Genomic DNA, 424 nt, shown 5'->3' with positions numbered 1-424 from the left:
CCAATGCGCAAAGTGTGTAATCAAATCACCGTAAGTACATCTGACTATAAAAAATTAGTCAGCTTGGGTGGTGCGGGTAGTGGCTGGGTTGGTGAGACAGCCGCACGTCCTGAAACAGGTACACCAACATTACAACAAATTATGGCTACCATGGGTGAGATTTATGCCAATCCACAAGCCACACAAACCTCACTAGATGATGTTTTCTTTAATGTTGAAACATGGCTACAAGATGAAGTTGCTCGTGAGTTTGCAGAAAAAGAAGGCTTAGCTTTCTTGCTGGGTGATGGAATTAACAAGCCTAAAGGTATTCTAAATAATCCTTTTGCAGCGACGGATGATAAAACTCGTCCATTCGGAACGATCCAACAACTGAGTTCTGGTACTGCTGGAACTTTTAATGGCGATAACCTAATTGATCTAA

1 protein-coding gene is annotated in these 424 nt (G+C 42.0%); it reads left to right on the top strand.

From position 1 onward, the window contains the following. On the top strand, positions 1 to 424 hold a 424-nt coding region (locus MMO38_RS16715), incomplete at both ends, for a phage major capsid protein (RefSeq protein ID WP_241324200.1).

The organism is Acinetobacter sp. NIPH 1852 (assembly GCF_022549455.1).
Taxonomy (GTDB): Bacteria; Pseudomonadota; Gammaproteobacteria; order Pseudomonadales; family Moraxellaceae; genus Acinetobacter.
The sequence above is the reverse complement of the archived record's forward strand: the minus strand, read 5'-3'. Positions and strand labels throughout refer to the sequence as shown.